The organism is Pseudoalteromonas luteoviolacea (assembly GCF_001696455.1).
GTDB lineage: Bacteria > Pseudomonadota > Gammaproteobacteria > Enterobacterales > Alteromonadaceae > Pseudoalteromonas > Pseudoalteromonas luteoviolacea_C.
Map to the genome: position 1 here is coordinate 1 of NZ_MAUJ01000084.1, position 212 is coordinate 212.

The following is a 212-nucleotide window of genomic DNA, read 5'->3' on the forward strand; positions in this document are numbered from 1 at the left end:
TACAGCTTGGCACTGAACATTGACCCTACATGTGTAGGATAGGTGGGAGGCTTTGAAGCACAGTCGCTAGATTGTGTGGAGCCGACCTTGAAATACCACCCTTGTAGTGTTGATGTTCTAACTTAGGTCCCTAATCGGGATTGAGGACAGTGCCTGGTGGGTAGTTTGACTGGGGCGGTCTCCTCCCAAAGAGTAACGGAGGAGCACGAAGG

Annotated in this window: 1 rRNA gene; it reads left to right on the plus strand. The window is 51.4% G+C overall.

The features are described from left to right. Nucleotides 1-212, plus strand: a 23S ribosomal RNA gene (locus tag A7985_RS25610); the annotation flags it as partial.